Origin of the sequence: Stutzerimonas stutzeri, from assembly GCF_018138085.1 — a bacterium.
Classification (GTDB): domain Bacteria; phylum Pseudomonadota; class Gammaproteobacteria; order Pseudomonadales; family Pseudomonadaceae; genus Stutzerimonas; species Stutzerimonas stutzeri_AI.
Window position 1 is genome coordinate 4,707,662 of sequence record NZ_CP073105.1, and the last position, 20,857, is coordinate 4,728,518.

The following is a 20,857-nucleotide window of genomic DNA, read 5'->3' on the forward strand; positions in this document are numbered from 1 at the left end:
GTATACGGATGACCTCAAAGGGCCGCCACCAAGTGACGTTGGTCACACTCAAACATAGGCATCATCTGGGCATCATGCAGAAAGAAACCGAAATCAAACTGCGCGCCAGTCGCGAAACCCTGCTGGCGCTACGTGAGCATCCGCTGCTGAAAAAGCGCAACAAGAGCGGCTGGCAGCGGCATGAACTATTCAACCAGTACTACGACACGCCGGAACGCGAGCTGGCGCAGGCCAAGGTCGCGCTGCGTCTGCGGCGCGACGGCGAACAGTTCATCCAGACGCTGAAGAGCCGAGGCCAGAGCGTGGCCGGCCTGTCCGAACGCAACGAGTGGGACTGGTACCTGGACAAGGCCAAGCTGGATGTGAAGAAACTCGCGGACGACTGCTGGCCGGCCAGCCTGGCCGAGCTGGACAAGAAGACGCTGAAGCCGATCTTCACCACCGATTTCGTCCGCGAAAAAGCCGAGATCGCCTGGGGACGCGGCAAGTCGAAGGTGGTCATCGAGGCGGCACTGGACCTGGGCAAGGTCGTCGTCGGCAAGCGGAGCGAGGAAATCTGCGAGCTGGAGCTCGAGCTGCGCCAGGGCGAACCCGAAGCGCTGCTGGAGCTGGCCACCGAGCTGGCCGCCGACCTGCCGCTGATGCCCTGTGACATCAGCAAGGCCGAACGCGGCTACCGCTTGTACGATGCCGACAGCTACTCGCTGAGCCTGCCGGCGCCGCAGGTCGAGGCCGGCATGCCCTTGGACGACGCCTTCGCCGCGCTGGCCTGGTTCCTGCTCGGCAACAGCCAGCGGCTGGCTGAGCAATACCGCTACAACGGGCATTGGAAACTGCTTGGTGAGTGGCTGCAGCAACTGATCGAGCTGCGTGCCCTGCTCGGCAGCCTTGGCCAAGCCGCACCGCGCGCCAGCAGCCGCGAACTGCGCGAGCGGCTGGACGCGCTGATCCAGGACTGGCGCCCGCGCCTCGAAGCGGGCCAGGACGATGAAAGCGTCCGCCAGGCCGCGCCGGCCGACTTCGCCGCCGAATTGGCGCAACCGCGCTGGGGCCTGTTCTCGCTGAGCGCCTCGCTGTGGTTGCTACAGCGCGCATGGACTGCCGAGCGCAACAACCGCGGCAACCGCCAGGGCGCTGCCGAGCTGGGCAGTTGGTTGCCCCGCCTGCTGGCCGAGGAAACTCAGGCACTGCAACTTCCGCGCTATCAGCAACAGCCCGAAGACCTGGCTGAACAGCGCCCGCGCATGGAGCGCCTGCTAGTCTGGCTGCATCTGGCCCGCGCCACGCTGGAACTGCCGGAAACCGACCGTCTGTACGGCGAGCTGGCCAAGCTCTACGCGTTGTCGTCGCAGCCGCTTGGCGACGAGGTGCTCGATGCGCGAGTAGACCAGGCCCATAGGGTATGGACCCTCAAGCCGTGGAAGCTGTTGATGAAGTAGAGGGCTGGGGCCGGCGCGTGATCGGTCCACCGACGGCGCTGGTTTTGCCTTCAACCGCTAAGTCCCGCGCGGTCCTCTTCGCGGTCAAGACCGCTCCCACCAGAAGCTCAGCGTTTAGCCTGATGGCCAGTAGCGGTTCAGCCTGGCCCCCTGTGGGAGCGGTCTTGACCGCGAAAAAAGGGAGCAAGCGGCTGAGGTCTGCGACTTGCCGGAACGGCCGCAACCAACGGTGCCGGTTTTGCCTTCAACCGCCAAGTCCCCTGCGGTCCTCTTCGCGGTCAAGACCGCTCCCACCAAAGCTCAGCGTTTAGTCTGACGGTCGGCCGCTCACCAGAAGCTCAGCGTTAGCCTGATGGCCGGTAGCGGTTCAGCCTGGCCCTGTGGGAGCGGTCTTGACCGCGAAAAAAGGCGAGCAAGCGGCTGAGGTCTGCGGCTTGCCGGGCCTGCCGCGGCCAACGGTGCCGGTTTTGCCTTCAACCGCCAAGTCCCCTGCAGACCTCTTCGCGGTCAAGACCGCTCCCACCAAAGCTCAGCGTTTAGTCTGACGGTCGGCCGCTCACCAGAAGCTCAGCGTTTAGCCTGATGGCCGGTAGCGGTTCAGCCTCCCTGTGGGAGCGGTCTTGACCGCGAAAAAAGGCGAGCAAGCGGCTGCGGTCTGTGACTTGCCGGAATGGTCGCAACCAACGGCGCTGGTTTTGCCTTCGACGCCTAAGCACCGCCGCCATCAAAACTGCGCGACGGGCACCGCAAAGATGCAGCTTGCCGCAGACAGTATGCGGTTTTATCGGCAAGCTTGGCCTCTGTTTCCGCATGATCGAAAGGCCTCTACTTGTGCTGAATGCTCCCGCCCAGGACCGTTTCCTCGACCTCAACGACCTATTGCGCGAACTCGTCGCCCAAGGGCGCCTACCGCAGGACGCTGCCGAGCAATGCATGGCCCTGCGGCGCCGCGCGTCGAACGCCCAGCAGCACCCGCTGGAATTCATCGCCGCGCAGCAGCTCGATGACCTGGCGCGCCCGGGCAAGAAACTTGACCTCGAGACGCTCACGGTCTGGCTCGCCGAGCAGGCCGGGCAGCCCTATCTGCGCATCGACCCGCTGAAGATCAACGTGGCCGCGGTCACTCCGCTGATGTCCTACGCCTTCGCCCAGCGCCACAAGATCCTCGCCGTGGCGGTGGACAACTCGGCGGTGACCATCGCCAGCAGCCAGCCGTTCGTCAAAAGCTGGGAAGCCAACCTCACCCACGTGCTCAAGCGGCCGATCAAGCGAGTCGTCGCCAATCCGGTCGACCTGCAGCGCTTCACTGTCGAGTTCTATCGCCTGGCCAAGTCGGTCAGCGGCGCCACCGCCACCGACCAGAAGGTCAGCGGCGCCGGCAACTTCGAACAGCTGCTCAACCTCGGCGCCAGCGATCAGGAGCCGGATGCCAACGACTCGCACATCATCAACATCGTCGACTGGCTGTTCCAGTACGCCTTCGACCAGCGCGCCAGTGATATCCACATCGAGCCGCGCCGCGAACAGGGCACGGTGCGCTTTCGCATCGACGGCGTGCTGCACAACGTCTACCAGTTCCCGCCGCAGGTGGCGATGGCGGTGGTCAGCCGGTTGAAGACCCTGGGCCGAATGAACGTCGCGGAAAAACGCAAGCCGCAGGACGGCCGGGTTAAGACCAAGACCCCGGACGGCGGCGAGGTGGAGCTGCGCCTGTCGACGCTGCCGACCGCCTTCGGCGAAAAGATGGTGATGCGCATCTTCGATCCGGAAGTGCTGCTCAAGGGCTTCGACCAGCTGGGCTTTTCCGCCGAGGACCTGCGCCGCTGGCAGAGCATGACCGGCCAGCCCAACGGCATCATCCTGGTCACCGGGCCGACTGGCTCGGGCAAGACCACCACCCTCTACACCACGCTCAAGCAGCTGGCGACGCCCGAGGTAAACGTCTGCACCATCGAGGACCCGATCGAGATGATCGAGGGCGCGTTCAACCAGATGCAGGTACAGCACAACATCGACCTGACCTTCGCCAGCGGCGTGCGCGCGCTGATGCGCCAGGATCCGGACATCATCATGGTCGGCGAGATTCGCGATCTGGAAACGGCGGAAATGGCGATCCAGGCCGCGCTCACCGGGCACCTGGTGCTGTCGACCCTGCATACCAACGATGCGCCAAGTGCCATCACGCGATTGCTGGAACTGGGCGTGCCGCATTACCTGCTACGTGCGACGTTGCTGGGCGTCATGGCGCAACGTCTGGTGCGCACCCTGTGCCCGCACTGCAAGGCGCCGGTGCAGCTGGACGCCGATGACTGGCAGGCCCTGACCAAGCCCTGGAACGCCCCACTGCCGAGCCATGCACAGCAAGCGGTGGGCTGCATCGAATGCCGCGACACCGGCTACCGTGGCCGTGCGGGCGTCTACGAAATCATGTTGCTCAACGACGCGATCAAACCCTTGATCACCGCCGACACCGACCTCATCGCCTTGCGTCGTCAGGCCTTCAAGGACGGCATGCACAGCCTGCGCCTGTCCGGCGCGCAGAAGATCGCCGCGGGGCTGACCACGCTGGAGGAAGTGCTGCGGGTGACGCCGCAGAGTGAGCAGAAATAGAAAAAACAGGCTGGAGGCTGGAGGCTGGAGGCTGGAGGCTGGAGGCTGGAGGCTGGAGGCTGGAGGTGATTGTAGGGTGGAGGTCGCTTTTTACATCCACCACAACTCCGCCGGTGGATCGGTGAAGCGTGATCCACCCTACGCCGCCCGCAGTTTGGAAAGTCTTACCCGACCACTCGGAACGCCTTTTTCGTTCAGCCTTCCAGCCCCAGCGCTCCTGTCAGCCGTTTACCCCTGCCGCGCCGCCAGGATCGTCGCGACCCGCGCGGGTTTGCAGTTCAGGTAGGCCGAGGATTGCAGCCACTGCTGGTCCGGGTACCAGGAAAACATGAACTGCCCGCCTTTCAGGCTATCGACCACCATGCGCGCCACTTCCGGGCGCACCGCGGGGCAGCCCTGACTGCGGCCGATGCGGCCCTGGGTTTCGATCCAGGCGGGATTCACGTACTCGGCGGGGTGGATCACGATGGCCCGCTCACGCGCCAGATCGTTCACGCCGGGCTCGAGCCCGTCCATGCGCAGCGAGTAGCCGTGCTTGCCGCTGTAACTTTCGGCGGTGCGGAACAGACCGATGCTCGACTGGTGACTGCCGAGCACGTTGGAGAAGCGCGTAGCCAGGTTTTCGCCGGACTTCTTGCCATGAGCAACAAAATCTTCCAGCAACAATCGCCGCTGTTGCAGGTCGAAGATCCAGAGCCGTCGTTCCGACGACGGCAGCGAGAAGTCGATTACCGCAAGCCGTTGCGCGGGACTGGCACCGTTGTTGACTGCGCACTGCATGGCCGCGACGGCATGGGTGAGCACCTTGCGGTTCAGCGTGGGCGCCAAGGGTGCCAGGTCGTCGACCATTGGCTGGTAGGTGGGAGTGGCCGCCAGGAGCGGCGTCGACAGAAATAGGCCTGCGACGAGTAAAAGGCGTCGGAACGAAACCATCATGTGTTGAAATACCTCATCGACGCCAAGGCCGAACGTGCCTCGACTGGCGTCTCACGCACTGCCGGCATGAGTGGCAGCGAAACAGGTCAGGCGGGAGCCGACAGGGCTTCCACACGGCTGACAGGTCATTTTGTGGTGGTCCGCAAGGGCTTGGCTTTCCAAAACCGCAGCGGATTGAGCCGCGGAGTCTAGCAGTCGCTTGGATGCCCGGGAGTGGAGCGTTGTACAAAAAACATGCATTTCGTCTGGTTATCCTGGGGTTACTCGCTCCTTTGCTGGCGTTGGCACAGCCCGCCGACGACCCGCCCAGCCCGATTCACCAGGCCCTGCAAACCCTGACCAGCAGCTGCGAAGGCCCGCTCGCCGAGATCGGCCAGACGGCAGTGCAGCCGCTCGAAGCGCTTTATCGCCGGCACCGTTTCGAAGCGCTCTGGACCTCCTACGCGCAACTCGACAAGCTGCTCGGGCAGCTCGACGCACTGGTCGACGACGGCCTGAATCCGGCGATCTATCATCCCGAGGCCATTCGCCGGGCCATGCAGACCGCCACGAGCGAACCGCTGCATCGCGAGTGCAGCGACATTCTCGCCACTCACGCCTACCTGCTGGCGCTACGGCACTTGAGACATGGGCGCCTGCCGCAGGATCGGCTGGAGCCGGTCTGGCGCAGCCCTGATGCCGCGGCACCGCAGCAGGACGACCCGCTGCTGGAAATAGCTGACAACGGCCTGACGGACCTCGAGGGGGCTTTCGACAGGGCGCGGCCGACGCTCGAGCAGTATCACAACCTGCGCCAGGCGCATGCGCGGCTGCGGGCCGAACCGCCGCGGCAATGGTTGCCGATTCCGGCCGGCCCGACCCTGCGCCCCGGCATGTCGGACCCTCGTGTGCCGCTGCTGCGCCAGCGCCTGGCCAGCGACGGCTATCTGCCCGCTGCCGTCCCGCCGACCGATTCCGAAATGCGCTATAGCGCTTCGATCGAGCAGGCGCTCAAGGCATTCCAGCGTCTTCACGGGCTACAGGACGACGGCGTGCTGGGCAATGAAACCCGAACCGCGTTGAACGTGACCCCGACCGATCGTCTCAACCAGCTGAAGATCAATCTCGAACGGTTCCGCTGGCTGTCTAGCGATATCGAGGCGCGCTCGCTGTTGGTCGACATTGCCGGAGGGCGGGTGATCTTCTTCAACGGCAACCGTCCGCAGTGGGAGACCCGCAGCCAGGTCGGCCGCAATACCCGCCAGACTCCGGCGATCAAATCGAACGTTACCCGCCTGACCCTAAACCCGACGTGGACCGTACCGCCGACCATCCTGCGCGAGGACAAGCTGCCGACGATCCGTGAGAACCCGGACTATCTGGCCAGCCACAACATGCAGGTGCTCGACTATCAGGGCAAGGTGCTGGACCCGACGCAGGTCGATTGGAGCAACCCCGGCAGGATCATGCTGCGGCAGGCAGCCGGGCCCGACAATCCGCTCGGACGGCTGGTCATTCGCTTCGCCAACCCTTTCTCCATCTACCTGCACGACACGCCGAGCCAGGGCCTGTTCGAACGCTCGCAACGAACCTTCAGCTCTGGCTGCGTCCGGGTCGAATCGGTGATGCAACTGGTCGATCTGCTACTGACCGAAGGCGAGCAGGACCGCTTCGATCGGCTGCTCGCGACGGGACAGACTCACGAGTTCGGCCTGGCCAAGCCCACGCCTATCCTGCTGGCCTACTGGACCGCCGAGGCCGACAGCACCGGGCAGGCTCGCTACCGGCCCGATGTGTACGGGCGCGATCCTGCCCTGTTGGCCGCATTGCAGGCCGCCGATCGCGGTCGGTTGCTCGAAGGTCCGCCAGACGGCGCCGCCCGCCACGCCCCAGCGAGCGGTGAGTGATCCACAGGCCCCGCGGCGAACGACCGGACCGGCGGCACTGGCCGAAGCTCCCTCGGGCGCGGTCTACTTGCGATGAATCCCGCACCAGACACCTTTCGCCGCGCCGTGCGCCAGTCAATAATCAGGTAACACCGCTACACGCCGATGCTCGGGTCTTACGGCTGGGCACGACATTCTTGCCGTCATGGATAGCCGAGCAGAACACGTGAACATGGAGAAAGCAGACAACACCGTCAGCGAGGCCGCGCGCCTGGCAGCACTTGGCCGTTACGACGTCCATACGCCAGCGCAGGCGCCCTTCGACGATTTGGCAGCGCTTGCAGCGGATCTCTGCGACTGCTCCAGCGCCGCCATCGTGTTCCTCGAAAAGGATCGTCAATGGATCAAGGCGGCTTTCGGTAGCGTCCAATCCGCCGTTGGCCCAGCTCAGGCGCTGTGCGCACGCGTGATCGACAGCCATCGGCCACTGGTGATCGAAAACCTCGCCAATGATCCGTGCAGCCCCTCGTCCACGGGCTTTTTTGCCGGGGTTGCCCTGCGCAGCCCGGACGGTGTGGCGCTCGGCGCGCTCTGTGTGATGAACGAGGTTGCCAGCGCATTGACCGAGCGGCAGGTTGCGCGCCTTCAGATGCTGGCTCGGCAGATCATCGCCCTGCTGGCACGCCCCCAAACCGACAAGCACGACGAGCACTCGCGGCGCGACGGCGACGCCCAGCCCGGTGCGGACGCGGCTTCGGTTCGCGAGGCCGACGAGCGCTATCGCGCGCTGGTGGATCTGAGCCCACAGGTCATCTGGCAGTGTGACGCCGGTGGTTCGCTGATTTTCTGCAATCGCTACTGGTGCGATTTCACCGGCCTGTCGGCCAGCGATTCGGCCGGCTGGGGCTGGCTGAAGGGCGTGGCGCCGGATCACCGGGATGCGGTGCTGCAGCAATGGCACTCGGCACTCAAGAGCGGCAAGTCCGGCAGTTTCGAGGTCCCCCTGCTTGCCGCCGACGGTTCCGCTCGCTGGTTCCAGGGTTGTGGCGCGCCAGTCTATGACCGCGACGGCAACCTGCTGCACTGGGTACTGGTGGCGCAGGACATCGACGAACGCCGCCGCGCCGAGACCGAGCGTCTGGAAAGCGAGGCCTTCACGCGTCTGCTGCTGGACTCGGCCAGCGAGGGCTTCTACTCGGTAGACACCCACGGCTTCGTCACGCTATGCAACCAAGCGTTCATTGAGCTACTTGGCTTCCCCAGCAGGGATCAGGTACTCGGCCGCCAGCTGCATCAGGTCATCCACCACAGCCATCCGGATGGCTCGCCCTATGCAGTGGCGGACTGCCCGATCCAGCGCACCGCCAGCACCGGTGAGCCCGCCCACGTGGCCTACGAGCTGTTTTTCCGCCAGGACGGCAGCAGCCTGCCGGTGGAGTACCGAGTCGCCCCGCTGTACCGCGACGGTGTATTGCATGGCGCCATCTGCACCTTCACCGACATCAGCGAGCGCACCCGCAGCGAGGCGCAGCAGGCCTATCTGCTGGACCTCAGCGATCACCTGCAGGACGCCGATGGTCGAATCGACCTGTCCGACCTCATGGCCGAGCAGTTGGCGCCACTGATGCAGGTCGACTGCATCGCCCTCGGCCGTCTCGACGAGCAGGGTGGCGTGCATATCAACGGTCGCTGGCCGCACACCGAACAGACGGATGGCGCGCCCTGCTCCCTGGGCAGCTGTGCCGGCATTCTGCGCCTGCGCATGGCCCAGGGACTCATCGTGCCGTTCGAGGACCTGCTCGACGAAGCCGACTGCCGTGACGAATGCGGCGCCTTGCACGACCACCTTGGCTACCCCAGCCTGCTGCTGGCACCCCTGCAGGAACCGACCTCGCACTGCGCCTTCCTGCTGTTCGCCAGCCATCAATCGCGGCCCTGGAGCCAGGCCGACATTTCCCTGGTGCGCGAAGTGGCCGAACGCATCCGCGCCGCTGGCGACCGGGCCCGCGCGCGCAAGGCACTGCTGGAGGCCGAGCAACGGGTCAGCCTGGCCAACGAAATCGCCTCGATCGGCGTCTGGGACTACGACTACCAGCGCAACACCCTGCATTGGGATGGGCAGCTCAAGGCGCTGGCCGGTGTGGCGCCGAACGAGCCGGCCCTGTCGGTCGATGAGTTTCTCGCCCGTGTTCACGCCGACGATCGGCGCTCGCTGATCGAAGCCTTCCGCAACGCGCTAGAGGGTGTCAGCGACGGTGAGCTGAATCTGGATTATCGAGTCTACGATGAGCGCAACGATCAGTTCCGCTGGCTGGCCAATCGCGGCCGGCGCTTGATCGATGCCGATGGCCGGGTGCGCATGCTTGGCACGGCCCGGGATATCACTACCGAACGCAACGCCGAACTGAAGCTGCTGCGGATGAACGCCCTGCTCGAAGAGCAGATACGCGAACGCCAGGTGACCGAGCAGCGACAAACGGTACTGATGGAGCTCGGCGATCTGCTGCGAGGCCAGCCGGACAGCATTACCATCGTGACGGCGGCGGTGCGCGCACTGGGCATGAGCCTCAACGTCACCCGCGCGGCCTTCCTGACGGTCGACCCGGGCGGTCAGTACGCCACGATGGAGCGGTACTGGAGCGACGGTGCGCTAGGCGACTTCAGCGAACGCATGTGCTTCGCAGACTACGGCGACTTCGTTTACGACCTGCAGAACGACGAGCTGGTCGTGGTCGATGACGTCCTCCATGACACCCGCACCGCCGCGCAGGCGGCAAGCCTGCGCCTGCGACGTATCCAGAGCCTGGTCTGCGTGCCGCTGCAGGAACAGGGGCGCCTGATCGCCGCGCTGATCCTGCTGCAGGACCGCCCACGGCAGTGGGCCGAAGACGACATTTCCTTCATCCGCGAGGTCGCTGACCGCGCCTGGACCGCGGACGAGCGAATGCGCGCCGAACGGGCACTACGCGCCAGCGAGGAACAGTTCCGAACCCTGGCTGACAACATGAGCCAGTTCGCCTGGATGGCCGACCCCTCCGGGCGCATCTACTGGTACAACAAGCGCTGGTACGACTACACCGGTACCACGCTGGAAGCTATGCGCGCGCTGGGCTGGCGATCGGTGCACCACCCCGACCATCACGTGCGGGTCAGCGCCTCGATGAAACGCGCCGTGGCCATCGGTTCGGTCTGGGAGGAAACGTTCCCATTGCGCGGCAAGGACGGCCAGTACCGCTGGTTCCTTTCGCGCGCGGTGCCGATTCGCGATGATTTCGGCCAGGTTACCCGTTGGTTCGGCACCAATACCGACATTACAGCCCAGGTCGCTGCCGAAGAGGCGCTGCGCGAGCTCAACGACAACCTCGAACGGCGCGTGGCCGAGCGAACCCGCGAACTGGCCGAGATTAACCATCTGCTGCACGTGGAGATGAGCGAGCGCGAGCGTGCCGAGGAAACCCTGCGCCACGCGCAGAAGATGGAGGCCATCGGCCAGCTCACCGGCGGCCTCGCCCACGATTTCAACAACATGCTGACCGGTGTGCTGGGCGCGCTCGACTTGATCCAGCGGCGGGTCGCCAGTGGCCGGGTAAACGACCTGACCCGCTACGTCGATGCCGCCACCAGTTCGGCCAACCGCGCCGCCGCACTGACTCACCGTCTGCTGGCGTTCGCCCGGCGCCAGTCACTGGATTCGCAGCCGGTGGACGTCAACCAGTTGGTACAGTCCATGGAGGACATGCTGCGCCGCACCATGGCCGAGCACATCGAGTTCGCCATGTACCTGTTACCCGATCCGTGGCTGGCTTACACCGATGCCCATCAGCTGGAAAACGCCCTGCTGAACCTGGTGATCAATGCACGCGATGCCATGAGTGACGGCGGCCGGATCATCATTCAGACCGGTTGCGTACGGATCGGCACGTCACAGCCCGACGGTCCCGAGCAGGGTGACTACGTGACCCTCAGCGTGGCCGACACGGGTTCGGGCATGCCGCCGGAAGTGGTGGCCAAGGCGTTCGATCCTTTCTTCACCACCAAACCAATCGGCCAGGGCACCGGCCTGGGCCTGTCGATGGTCTATGGCTTCATCAAGCAGACCGGCGGCCATGTACGCATCGACAGCTCGCCTGGAGAAGGCACGCTGATCACGCTGTTCCTGCCGCGCAACCAGCAGTCTCTGGAACCGCGACAGGGGCACGGCAGCGAGCCCGGGCCGATACAGGGCGCGCACCCCGACGAAACCATACTGGTCGTGGAGGACGAAGCCGCCGTCCGCATGCTGGTGGTCGAGGTACTGCAGGAGCTGGGCTACCGCGTCGAACAAGCGGTGGATAGCGCCAGCGCACTGCCGCTGCTGAAAAGCGACCAGCGTATCGATCTGCTGGTCAGCGACTTCGGCCTGCCGGGTATCAACGGTCGGCAATTGGCCGAGATCGCCCGTCAGCAACGCCCGGAACTGCCCGTGCTGTTCATTACCGGCTACGCGCCGAATGCCGAGGTGCGAGGCGAGTTCCTCGCGCCCGGCATGGATATGCTGCCCAAGCCCTTCAGCATCGAAGCCCTCGGCACCAAGGTCCGCCAGTTGCTCGAGCGTAATGAGTGAACCGAGGAACTCTGTCGGCCGCCGCACACTCTTTAGTTGAGAATCAAGCGGAGGCACCAAACATGCGCAAGACCCTACTGACGGCAGCAATTACCTTGAGTGTTCTTCCTTTTGGCGCGGCAATGGCGGACAGCAGCTTCGTTAGACAGGTCCTGTCTTCGGGCGCGACCACTGCCTCCACCTACATGACCTTCCATGACGACAAGCTGGTCGCTGCGGCGCGCGAGGACGCTGGCAGCTTCGTCGCCAGTGACGGCGCGATACGCGGGCCCTACCTCGAAGCCATGCTGCTGAAGGTGCGCAGCGAGCAGCCGGCGCTTCAGGCCAGCGACATGCAGCTGGCGAACGCCATTCTCGCCGCCGAGCAGCAGTAAGGCTCCGGACCGGCTGGCCGCCCGGCATACGTGCGGCCAGCCAGCAGGCCGACCGGCATCCACACACCCACAGCATCGGAGGCGACATGAAAAAAACCGCATCGGCCGTCTGGCAAGGTGATCTGAAAAGCGGCAAAGGCACCATCAGCACCCAGAGCGGGGCACTGAAGGACAACCCTTACGGCTTCAATACCCGCTTCGAAGGCGCACCAGGCACCAACCCCGAAGAACTGATCGGCGCGGCCCATGCTGGCTGCTTTTCGATGGCGCTGTCGATGATGCTCGGTCAGGCTGGCTTGACTGCCGAACGCATCGACACCACCGCCGAAGTGACGCTGGACAAGGATGGCGAAGGGTTTTCGATCACCGCCATCGCGCTGACGCTCAAAGCCAAGGTACCCGGCGCGGATGAAGAGCGCTTCCAGCAGATCGCCAACCAGGCGAAGGAAGGCTGTCCGGTTTCCAAAGTCCTCAACGCGCAGATCAGCCTGAACGCGACGCTGGAAAGCTGAAGGTCCGTGAATACAAAAACGCCGCCCAATGGGCGGCGTTTTCGTTTCGGCCAGCGGCCGGCGGCTCGGGTCAGCCGCGGATGTTGTAGATGTCCTTCTCGTTCAACTCGGCATATTCGTACAGACGCTTGAGGTAGGCGCTCTGCTGGTCCCAAACCTTCTTGGCCACCGGATCGGCGGCCGCGGAGGCATCGACCACTTCGGCAGCGACTTCCTTCAGGCGCGCCAGCACCTCATCGGGCAGACGCTTCACTTCGACGCCCTGCTCGCGCAGCTGCTCCAGCGCTTCCATGTTCTTGGCGTTGTAATCGTCGAGCATGTCGCCGTTCACCGCGCGCGCAGCCGAACGTACGATCGCCTTGAGGTCGTCCGGCAGGGTTTCCCAGGCCTTCAGGTTGACGTCCAGCTCGAAGGTCACGTTCGGCTCTTGCCAGCCCGGGGTGTAGTAGTACTTCGCCGCCTTGTGCAGGCCCAGCGCCAGGTCGTTGTATGGCCCAATCCACTCGGTGGCGTCGATGGCGCCGGTCTGCAGCGCGGTGAAGATTTCACCGGCCGGCATGTTGACCACGGTACCGCCCATCTTGGTCAGCACTTCGCCACCCAGGCCCGGGGTCCGCATCTTCAGGCCCTTGAAGTCATCGACCGAATTGATCTCCTTGTTGAACCACCCGGCCGTCTGCACGCCAGTGGCGCCGCAGGCCATCGGCAGCACGCCGTAGGGTTTGTACACCTCTTCCCACAGCTGGATACCGCCGCCGTAGTGCAGCCAGGCATTCATTTCCTGCGCGTTCGGGCCGAATGGCAAGGCGCAGAAGAACTGTGCCGCCGGAACCTTGCCCTTCCAGTAGTAAGGCGCGCCATGACCCATTTCGGCGGTGCCGCGGGAGACGGCATCGAAGACTTCCAGTGCCGGGACCAGCTCACCGGCGGCGTAAACCTTGACCGTCAGCCGGCCACCGCTCATTTCGTTGACCCGCTTGGCGAAGTTTTCCGCGCCGACGCCCACACCGGGGAAATTCTTCGGCCAGGAGGTGACCATCTTCCAGTGGAATTTCTCGGTATCGGAGGTGCCTTCGGCTTTGCCCGCGGTCTTCTCGGCTTCCTTGTTGCAACCGGCCAGAGCGGTTGCGGCCAAGCCAACGCCAGCGGCGGCCAGAATTTGACGACGTTTCATGGATGACTCCTTGTTGTTGTAATGCTGAATATCGGGACCCCGAACTCAGGTGGTTCTAGCTATCATATGGCTATCTTTCGCTCAAGCTTCGTGACTACGTACCGCGACTACGTACGTAGTACTGCCGGTTGCGACACTGTAACGCAGCCACCTAGAATCGCCGGCCGTCTGGGCCATAACAATAAAGGATCTGCAATGTCGAAACATGCCCCCCCACTGCTCGGTCTCGCCAGGGCGATCGATGCGGTGAACGCCCGCTTCGGGCAGGCTTGCGCCTGGCTTACCCTGTTTCTGGTCATCGGTACCGCGGTCGTGGTCGTGCTGCGCTACGGCTTCGGCATCGGCGCCACCGCGCTGCAGGAAGCCGTTCTATACGCCCACGCATTGGTGTTCATGGGCGCCGCGGCCTGGGTACTGCAGCGCAACGGTCACGTCCGCGTCGACATCTTCTATCAACGCTTCAGCCCCCGCTACCAGGCCTTGGTCGAGGTGCTCGGCACGCTGCTTTTCCTCCTGCCGGTCTGCCTGTTTCTCGGCTGGGCCAGCTGGGATTACGTGACCAACTCCTGGGCGACGCTGGAGAGCTCCAGCGAGACCGGAGGCCTGCATTTCGTCTACCTGCAGAAAAGTATCATCCTGATCCTGGTCGTCTGCCTGGCGCTGCAGGGCATCGCCGAAATCATCAAGGCTGGCTACATCATGACGGGTCGCCTGCCGGCCCCGGAGGTGAAGCATGGCTGAGCTGATGGCGATTCTCCTGTTCGTCTGCATCTGCGCAGCCCTGATGGCCGGCTACCCGGTCGCCTTTACCCTTGGCGGCGTGTCGCTGCTCTTCGCCGGCCTCGGCATCGTCACCGGCACCTTCGATGCCGGCTACCTGAGCGCCCTGCCCAACCGCCTGTTCGGCATCATGAACAACCAGACGATGCTGGCCGTGCCACTGTTCGTCTTCATGGGTGTGATGCTGGAAAAGAGCCGGGTCGCCGAAGACCTGCTTGAATCCATGTCACGCCTGTTCGGCACGCTGCGCGGCGGCCTGGCGATCTCCGTGTGCGTCGTGGGCGCGTTGCTCGCGGCCAGCACCGGCATCGTCGGCGCCACGGTAGTGACCATGGGCCTGATGGCCCTGCCGACCATGCTGCGCCGCGGTTACGACCCGGCCATCTCGACCGGCACCCTCGCCGCCACCGGCACCCTCGGGCAGATCATTCCGCCGTCGATCGTGCTGGTTCTGCTGGGCGACGTGATGTCCAGCGCCTACCAGCAGGCGCAGCTCAAGCTCGGCATCTTCTCGCCGAAGACCGTCTCGGTCGGCGACCTGTTCGTCGGTGCATTTCTGCCAGGGCTGCTGCTGGTCGGGCTGTACATCCTCTACATCATCGGTGTGGCGATCTTTCAGCCGAAGAAACTGCCGGCGCTACCGCAGGAGGAGCTCGGCCCGATCGAATGGGGCAGGCTCGCCAACGCACTGGTTCCACCGCTGCTGCTGATCAGCGCAGTGCTCGGCTCGATTCTCGCGGGCTACGCGACCCCCACCGAGGCAGCCGCGCTCGGTGCCCTCGGCGCGATGATTCTGGCGGTGTACAAGCGCCAGCTCAACTTCGTCCAACTGCGCGAAGTCGCCTACGGCACCACCGAAATCAGCGCCATGGTGTTCCTGATCCTCATCGGCGCCTCGCTGTTCTCGCTGGTCTTCCGCGGTTTCGGTGGCGAGGTGCTGATCGAAGACGTGTTCGCCCAGCTGCCCGGCGGCGTGCTCGGCGCCTTCTTCGTGGTGATGCTGGTAATCTTCCTGCTCGGCTTCATCCTCGACTTCATCGAGATCACCTTCGTCGTCGTCCCGATCGTCGGGCCTGTGCTGCTGGCCATGGGCCTGGACCCGATCTGGCTTGGAGTGATGATCGCGCTGAACCTGCAGACTTCGTTCCTGACGCCACCCTTCGGCTTCGCCCTGTTCTACCTGCGCGGCGTGACCCCGAAATCGGTGCCCACCAGCACCATCTACAAGGGCGTCATACCCTTCATCCTGATCCAGCTGCTGCTCCTGGTCATCGCCTACCAGTTCCCTGGCCTGGTCACCTGGCTGCCAGAGCAGGTCTACGGCAAGTAATCCGGCAGACGCCCGTTGCGACGGGCGTCTGGCTTTTCGGCCAGGGGTTTCGGCGCGATCATGAGCCACAGCCGCCAGCCCCGAGCCGTCATGCCCAGCCACCCGTTCAGCCTCTCGGAACTCGCCGACCGCTTTCAGCGGCTCGACGCGTTCCTGCTCCGCCATCAGGCATTGTGGCGGCCTCGCCCCTTCACCCACCGACGCCTCGACTGGGAAGCCGACCATCCAGCGCTAGCCGAATGGCTGCGCGGCCGCTCCCTGGCGCAAGCCGAGGCGGTACACAACCACCCGACCCACCTCACGGCTCCCGCTCCGTTTCCGCAGCTGGCCGCTCAAGTCGCCAGCCTGACCGAGCTGGAGCCGATAGCTCATGCACCGGACGCAGTGGCCGATCCTCGACAGTCTGTCGATGTACCCGGGCGCAAATGGCTGCAGATACAGGCTTTCGGTTCGGCGCTCAGGTTTCACGAGCGCCCGCAGCACTGGCTCGATTGGTGCGCCGGCAAGGGCCATCTGGGAAGGAGCCTGGCCCTGCATGGGGACGCGGTGACCTGTCTGGAGTGGGACCCGGCACTGGTCGAGGCCGGGCAGCGTCTCAGCGTGAAGCTGGGCATCGACGCCGAGCACCGGCAGCAGGACGTCATGCATGACAGCGTGACCGCGCGCCTCGGCCCAACCGTAACCCCGGTGGCCCTGCACGCCTGCGGCGACCTGCATGTGCGCCTCATCGAACAGAGCATTGCCTGGGGCTGCCGGCAGCTGGCAATCGCACCCTGCTGCTACAACCGCATCCAGGGCGACCACTACCGCCCACTGTCGAACCGCGCCGCGCAATCGGCCCTCTCGCTGTCGCGCGACGATCTCGGACTCCCGCTCAACGAAACGGTCACCGCAGGAGCCCGCGAACGCCGCCAGCGCGACCAGTCGATGGCCTGGCGGCTGGGCTTCGACCTGCTGCAACGTGAACTGCGCGGCGTCGACCAATACCTGCCAACGCCCTCATTGCCGGCAAGCTGGCTGAAGAAAGACTTCGAACACTATTGTCGGGATCTCGCAGCGCTGAAATCGCTACCCCAACCGGCGCCCCGGGACTGGCCTACGCTCGAAAGCCACGGCTGGCAACGCCTCGCTGAAGTACGCAACCTCGAGTTGCTGCGCGGGCTGTTCCGCCGGCCACTGGAGCTCTGGCTGGCCCTCGACCGTGCATTGCTGCTGGCGGAAAACGGCTACGCCGTCCATCTCGGCACCTTCTGCCCGGCCGAGCTGACACCGCGCAACCTCATCCTGGTGGCAGAGCTCGTCCACCCACACGCAACCACTTGAACAAAGCCGTGCAAACAACTGGCAACAAACGGTTTACTCGCCGCGAGCAATGGCTATAATGGCGCCCATCTTTTCGCCGGTATAGCTCAGCTGGTAGAGCAACTGACTTGTAATCAGTAGGTCCCGGGTTCGACTCCTGGTGCCGGCACCACGAATACCAAGGCTTCCAGCCCGATCAAGGCTGATGCCGACGCAGGCTAGCGTAACAAGCCACGTAACAAGCAGGACCGACGCGTACATGCGCGTGCGCCCCACACGTGAGGCTGTTTTCTCAGGTAGTGGGGGGTCTGCAGAAAGAGTAATTTCCGTAACATCGACCGGGAAACGGGCGCAAAGCCCTGATCTGCAAGGCTTTTCCGGCGATGGGAAAAGGTAACTTCCAAGTAACATAAAGGTAATCTGGTTACTCTTTTATAGGGTGATATCGGGCCTCTAAAAAAGCCTTGAAAATCAGCACCTTAGAAAAAATTACCTTTTTGATTACCTCTAAGTTACCTCCCTTTGTAATCTCAGAAGCCCCGAACGACGCGGCCTCCAGGGTCGCTCTGCAACCAGATTGCAGAAATTACTCTTTCTGAAAATCGCCCCCCATAAGCCCATCCCCCGGATACAGCTCGGGAGCGTCCAGAACCGCTCTTCCTGCAGGGAAACGCAGGGTTTTGCTCTACCTCATACCCAGCCATCAGCCCACTGCCTGGGCCGCATAGAGCTGTCCGCAGGCGCGCAGAAAAAAAGACACATTTAGCCCGGGGGCGTGGCGGGGGGACGAGCGCGCGCGCCGGGTGCTGGATGACTCCCGGCGGCGTGTCTGCCGCCGGGGTCTCCGGGTCATCAACGAGGGATGAAGTAGGCGATGTTGCCGACGGTCATCAACCAGCGATGGGTTGTGCTGTCGACGGCTATGTCGCCGGGGAAGAGGATCATGCTGTACATGTATCGTTCTCCGGTCAGGGGAGAGGTCACAGTCGATGTGAGGTGTAACTGTCCTGACTTCGTATTTAGTGGTGGTGGCCACCGAGCTGACGAATCCAGGCGAAAAAAAAGCCGCCTCATGGGCGGCTTGCTTCGTGCGGGAGCGGTTCAGCTGACGGTGGCCGGCAGCTCATAAGGGTTAAACCGCACCACCTCCTCCCCCAGCCAATCGTTGATCTGCCGCAGCCGGGCCTGCTCCGGCTCCAGCTCGTTGACCGCCCACACCTGGGACGCTTCCCGGATCGAACCGAAGCCCCCCGCGTTCTGCGGTACCACGCCCATGAGCTGAGGCGGGATGCGCAGCATCGCCAGCTGGTCGTCGCGGCTGATGTTCTTGATCGCACCGAAGTCATCCTTCGCCGCCACCTCGCTGATGGGGATCAGCTGCAACCCGTCTTTCTTGCCGTTCGGCGCGTACATGAACAGGTTGCGGAAGTTGCCAGGGCCCTTGCTGTTCTTCATCGCGTTACGTAGGTCGGTGACGAAGTCCTCGTTTTGCGCCGCGTCGGTCATGTACAGGATGAAGCCGGCATGGCTGCCGTTCTGGTAGTACTTGCGCCGGAACAGCGTGGCGCTCTCGTTGAGCAGCGCGCTCTGCAGCGCCGGCAGCCACTCCGGCAGCCCGTAGATCTCTTGGTTGATATCCGCCACCCGCAAATGGCAGATGCTGCCGGTCTTGAACTCGTGCTCGTCCTTCCAGCCGCGCACCTGGTAGTAGGTCGCAAGGTCGGTACCGCGCCGCATGTACTTCGCCAGGCAGGGCTGCAGGCCGATCGCCTGGCGCAGCATGTTGTCGCGCTTCTCCAGGTACAGGTTGCCCGACCAGCCCCAGTCCATGACGATTTGCTCGAAGGCCGCCCGGCTGAGCAGACGGTGCGGGATGAAGGTGCGGGCCAGCGCGTTGCGCTTGAAGATCAGGCCCGACTGTAGATAGACGCTCGCCTTCGACGACTTCGCCAGTCCGTCCAGCGAGACCGGCGGCTCGTACCAGCGGCCATTGGCCCAGCATTCCAGGTAGTCCAGGATCTCGCGGCCATCGAGCACTGGCATCGGATCGCCAAACGTGAAGGCCATCGACTGGCCGCCCTCACCATTGGCCAGCACCTCGCCCTCGCGCACCTGGTCAGTGGTGGCCACCTGCTGGTTACGGTTGCGACGTTTGCTCATCAGTAAATCTCCATGATGCCGGTGTTGGCCACGGTCTGGCCCTCCAGCGGCTCGTTGTGCAGTGCGTGGAAAAGCGCCCAAGCCAGATCGGCGTGGCCCGTGTGTTCATTGCGCCCGGCGGTATAGGTGAACTGGCGCCCTCCCGGCGTAACCGTCTTGCGGATGGCCATCAGCGACGACGCCAGGTCAGTCCAGCCGGCGTCGAATTCCAGCCGGCCCTTGCTGATCACGTCCCAGGCCTTCATCACCAAGCGCGTCTTCACCTCAGGGCTGTAGGAGAAAGTCTTCAAGCCCGGGAAGAACTGGCGCACCAGCTGCGCCACCGCGCTGCCCAGACCGGTGGTGTCGATGCCGATGTAGGTCACCCAGTAGCGGCGCGTCACCTGGCGGATCGTCTCGGCCTGGGCGTTGAAGTCCATCCCGCGGAACTGATGCCGTTCCAGGACGCGGAACTTGCCGCCCGGTACCAGCGGTGGCGCCACTACGATCAGGCCGGCGGAATCGCCAGACTCGGCCGGGTCATAGCCCACCCATACCTGCCGATCGGCAAACGGCCGCATGGCCATCGGCTGGTAGTCCGTCCACACCGACCAACTGTCCACCATGCACGGCTGCAGCAGGTTGAGCGGGAAGATGCTCGCCCCGTCGTCGACGAACTGGCACATCAGCAGGTTCTGGAAGGCCGCCGCGTCGTACTCCAGGCGCAGCTCGTCGATATCGAACAGGTCGCAGCCACGCTCTTCGGCGTCCAGGATGGTGACGATCTGCCGCCAGATCCGGTCCTCGCACAGCCGCCCCTGCTGCAGCACGTCGTGGCTCACATCCAGCTTGAGGTGCTTGGCCGCCGGCTTGCCCTTGTTGAAGCGCTCGCCCGTCCAGAACGAATAGGCCTCGTGCGCCATCGAGCTGGGCGTCGAGAAATAGGTGCGCCGGTACTGCTTCTGCATGGCCATGCCGCTGGCCACCTTGTTCAGCTCGTTGAACTTGAACGTCCAGAAGAATTCGTCGAAGTAGAAATTGCCGTGGTAGCCCTGGGCGGTGCGCGCATTGGTACCTAGGAAGTGCATCTCGGCGCCGTTCGGCAGAATGATGGGGTCGCCGGTGAGTTCAACCCCGACCGTGTCGCGGGCGAAGGCCTGGATATACGCCTTGAAGATATGCGCCTGCGCCTTGCTGGCCGACAGGAAGATCTGGTTGCGCCCGGTGGTCAGCGCATCGATCAACGCCTCGCGGGCGAAGTAGAACGTCGCGCCGATCTGCCGGCTCTTGAGAATGGCCCGAGTGCGCTGGTTACCTGCTCGGTACCAGTCTTTCTGGTAGTCGAAGCACCCGTCGAGGAACGCCTCGACGAGCTTCTCGACCATCTCCTCTGTGATGTCGTTGCGCTTGGGTTTACGCTTCTCCCCGGCGTTGCGCTTGGCCAGCTCCGGGTTGAGGTCGGTTTCGGTACCACCGTCCTGATAGCGCTGGATTCGGGCCTGCCGCTCCATTTGCCGGTGGAGCAGGTCGATCTCCTTGTAATCCGAGCCGCTCTTCGGTTCCTTGAGGATCAGCTGCACCAGGCGGGCCTCGGTTGCCGCCTGGATGCGCTCCAACGGCGTAGCCCGGTCCCACTCGTCCCGGGTCTTCCAGCTGTGCAGCGTCTTCTCCTTCTCGCCGAGCAGCTCGGCGATCTCGCAGACGCGGTAGCCCTGCCAATACAGGTGCTTGGCGTGGCGGCGGTGATCGGTAGGGAGTTCGACGATAGCGTTCATGGCGCCGATGCTGCCGCT

The 20,857-nt window shown here is 64.1% G+C and carries 13 protein-coding genes and 1 tRNA gene; 10 read left to right on the forward strand and 4 right to left on the reverse strand.

All coding sequences use genetic code 11. The features are described 5' to 3' along the window. The first annotated feature begins 74 nt into the window (after positions 1-74). Both KCX70_RS21470 and KCX70_RS21475 read left to right on the forward strand, forming a co-directional pair. Positions 75-1,439: an inorganic triphosphatase gene (locus KCX70_RS21470; RefSeq protein WP_212618769.1), complete on the forward strand. Its 1,365-nt coding sequence runs from the start codon at positions 75-77 to the stop codon at positions 1,437-1,439. An 810-nt stretch (positions 1,440-2,249) separates the two neighbouring features. Further along, positions 2,250-4,049 (forward strand): GspE/PulE family protein, encoded by a 1,800-nt coding sequence (locus tag KCX70_RS21475; protein ID WP_212618770.1) that lies wholly within the window; start codon positions 2,250-2,252, stop codon positions 4,047-4,049. Between the two features lie 228 nt (positions 4,050-4,277). Here the strand turns inward: KCX70_RS21475 and KCX70_RS21480 are convergent, their stop codons facing one another. Continuing rightward, positions 4,278-4,985: a murein L,D-transpeptidase catalytic domain family protein gene (locus KCX70_RS21480; protein WP_021208730.1), complete on the reverse strand. Its 708-nt coding sequence runs from the start codon at positions 4,983-4,985 to the stop codon at positions 4,278-4,280. Positions 4,986-5,206: 221 nt separating this feature from the next. Here KCX70_RS21480 and KCX70_RS21485 point away from each other — a divergent pair, with 221 nt between their 5' ends. The 4 genes from KCX70_RS21485 to KCX70_RS21500 all read left to right on the forward strand — a co-directional run bounded on the left by KCX70_RS21485 (position 5,207) and on the right by KCX70_RS21500 (position 12,339). Continuing rightward, on the forward strand, positions 5,207-6,871 hold the full coding sequence (locus KCX70_RS21485) for a L,D-transpeptidase family protein (protein WP_212618771.1): 1,665 nt from the start codon (positions 5,207-5,209) through the stop codon (positions 6,869-6,871). Positions 6,872-7,082: 211 nt separating this feature from the next. Beyond that, positions 7,083-11,453 carry a PAS domain S-box protein gene (locus KCX70_RS21490; protein WP_212618772.1) on the forward strand — a complete coding sequence of 1,457 codons (4,371 nt, stop codon included), beginning with the start codon at positions 7,083-7,085 and terminating at the stop codon, positions 11,451-11,453. Positions 11,454-11,515: 62 nt separating this feature from the next. Beyond that, positions 11,516-11,827: a DUF2388 domain-containing protein gene (locus KCX70_RS21495; RefSeq protein WP_102852631.1), complete on the forward strand. Its 312-nt coding sequence runs from the start codon at positions 11,516-11,518 to the stop codon at positions 11,825-11,827. A gap of 86 nt (positions 11,828-11,913) precedes the next feature. Continuing rightward, a complete protein-coding gene (locus KCX70_RS21500; RefSeq protein WP_021208734.1) occupies positions 11,914-12,339 on the forward strand; it encodes an OsmC family protein in 426 nt (141 codons plus the stop codon). A gap of 70 nt (positions 12,340-12,409) precedes the next feature. On the opposite strand, the gene KCX70_RS21505 is transcribed toward KCX70_RS21500, so the two are convergent. Beyond that, on the reverse strand, positions 12,410-13,513 hold the full coding sequence (locus KCX70_RS21505; RefSeq protein WP_102852632.1) for a TRAP transporter substrate-binding protein: 1,104 nt from the start codon (positions 13,511-13,513) through the stop codon (positions 12,410-12,412). Positions 13,514-13,708: 195 nt separating this feature from the next. Here KCX70_RS21505 and KCX70_RS21510 point away from each other — a divergent pair, with 195 nt between their 5' ends. The 4 genes from KCX70_RS21510 to KCX70_RS21525 all read left to right on the forward strand — a co-directional run bounded on the left by KCX70_RS21510 (position 13,709) and on the right by KCX70_RS21525 (position 17,097). Continuing rightward, positions 13,709-14,254, forward strand: a complete 546-nt coding sequence (locus KCX70_RS21510) for a TRAP transporter small permease subunit (protein ID WP_212618773.1) — start codon at positions 13,709-13,711, stop codon at positions 14,252-14,254. Beyond that, positions 14,247-15,623, forward strand: coding sequence for a TRAP transporter large permease (locus tag KCX70_RS21515; RefSeq protein ID WP_212618774.1), 1,377 nt, complete (start codon positions 14,247-14,249; stop codon positions 15,621-15,623). The genes KCX70_RS21510 and KCX70_RS21515 overlap by 8 nt, the downstream gene beginning before the upstream one ends. Positions 15,624-15,683: 60 nt before the next feature. Next, positions 15,684-16,946: a methyltransferase gene (locus KCX70_RS21520; protein WP_392602943.1), complete on the forward strand. Its 1,263-nt coding sequence runs from the start codon at positions 15,684-15,686 to the stop codon at positions 16,944-16,946. Positions 16,947-17,021: 75 nt separating this feature from the next. Then, a tRNA-Thr gene (locus KCX70_RS21525) sits at positions 17,022-17,097 on the forward strand. 929 nt (positions 17,098-18,026) lie between these two features. Here the strand turns inward: KCX70_RS21525 and KCX70_RS21530 are convergent. Together KCX70_RS21530 and KCX70_RS21535 are read right to left on the reverse strand one after the other, a co-directional pair. Then, complete coding sequence (locus KCX70_RS21530) at positions 18,027-19,085, reverse strand: phage portal protein (RefSeq protein ID WP_212618775.1); 1,059 nt, start codon at positions 19,083-19,085, stop codon at positions 18,027-18,029. Continuing rightward, the gene (locus KCX70_RS21535) at positions 19,085-20,839 is read right to left on the reverse strand and encodes a terminase ATPase subunit family protein (protein WP_212618776.1); all 1,755 of its coding nucleotides are present in this window, start codon (positions 20,837-20,839) and stop codon (positions 19,085-19,087) included. Before KCX70_RS21535 ends, KCX70_RS21530 begins: the two co-directional genes overlap by 1 nt. Positions 20,840-20,857 lie beyond the last annotated feature (18 nt).

Bases quoted from the DNA above. Each gene is read 5' to 3' on its own strand.
- KCX70_RS21470 (WP_212618769.1), top strand. From the start codon at position 75: ATGCAGAAAGAAACCGAAATCAAACTGCGCGCCAGTCGCGAAACCCTG.
- KCX70_RS21500 (WP_021208734.1), top strand. From the start codon at position 11,914: ATGAAAAAAACCGCATCGGCCGTCTGGCAAGGTGATCTGAAAAGCGGC.
- KCX70_RS21490 (WP_212618772.1), top strand. From the start codon at position 7,083: ATGGAGAAAGCAGACAACACCGTCAGCGAGGCCGCGCGCCTGGCAGCA.
- KCX70_RS21475 (WP_212618770.1), top strand. From the start codon at position 2,250: ATGATCGAAAGGCCTCTACTTGTGCTGAATGCTCCCGCCCAGGACCGT.
- KCX70_RS21510 (WP_212618773.1), top strand. From the start codon at position 13,709: ATGTCGAAACATGCCCCCCCACTGCTCGGTCTCGCCAGGGCGATCGAT.
- KCX70_RS21520 (WP_392602943.1), top strand. From the start codon at position 15,684: ATGAGCCACAGCCGCCAGCCCCGAGCCGTCATGCCCAGCCACCCGTTC.
- KCX70_RS21480 (WP_021208730.1), bottom strand. From the start codon at position 4,985: ATGATGGTTTCGTTCCGACGCCTTTTACTCGTCGCAGGCCTATTTCTG.
- KCX70_RS21515 (WP_212618774.1), top strand. From the start codon at position 14,247: ATGGCTGAGCTGATGGCGATTCTCCTGTTCGTCTGCATCTGCGCAGCC.
- KCX70_RS21505 (WP_102852632.1), bottom strand. From the start codon at position 13,513: ATGAAACGTCGTCAAATTCTGGCCGCCGCTGGCGTTGGCTTGGCCGCA.
- KCX70_RS21530 (WP_212618775.1), bottom strand. From the start codon at position 19,085: ATGAGCAAACGTCGCAACCGTAACCAGCAGGTGGCCACCACTGACCAG.
- KCX70_RS21495 (WP_102852631.1), top strand. From the start codon at position 11,516: ATGCGCAAGACCCTACTGACGGCAGCAATTACCTTGAGTGTTCTTCCT.
- KCX70_RS21535 (WP_212618776.1), bottom strand. From the start codon at position 20,839: ATGAACGCTATCGTCGAACTCCCTACCGATCACCGCCGCCACGCCAAG.